The organism is Pseudomonas yangonensis (assembly GCF_009932725.1).
Taxonomy (GTDB): domain Bacteria; phylum Pseudomonadota; class Gammaproteobacteria; order Pseudomonadales; family Pseudomonadaceae; genus Aquipseudomonas; species Aquipseudomonas yangonensis.
The window spans coordinates 1-322 of record NZ_BLJU01000133.1; the positions used below are offsets into that span (position 1 = coordinate 1).

Here is a 322-nt window from a genome sequence, read left to right on the forward strand (position 1 = left end):
GGTGTTCAATCTCCTGTTTCAGATGACGGATCACCTGCTCACACTGGTCAACAGAGGCTGTATCACGCTGTCCAGAGACCTGTCCAGAATGGTGTTCACCCTTCAGTTGCTCAAAGGGACCAAAGACACGTAAAAGCTCTGAAGTATCTACCATTTTTGCATTGCGCTCACCGCTACAGGTGGACAGGTAACCTGCTTTAATTAAACTGTGCAGTGTTGTTCTACTCTTACCCGTCAGTCGGGCTGCCTCACTACTAAACAATCTGGCCATCAGTTACCATCCTGTAATGCACCCAGTCTCGAGGACAGTGTACGGAAAAGT

1 protein-coding gene is annotated in these 322 nt (G+C 48.4%); it reads right to left on the minus strand.

The features are described 5' to 3' along the window. On the minus strand, nt 1-271 hold a 271-nt coding region (locus GYB81_RS23800; RefSeq protein WP_161898000.1), incomplete at its 3' end, for a DNA-binding protein. Between the last annotated feature and the right edge of the window lie 51 nt (nt 272-322).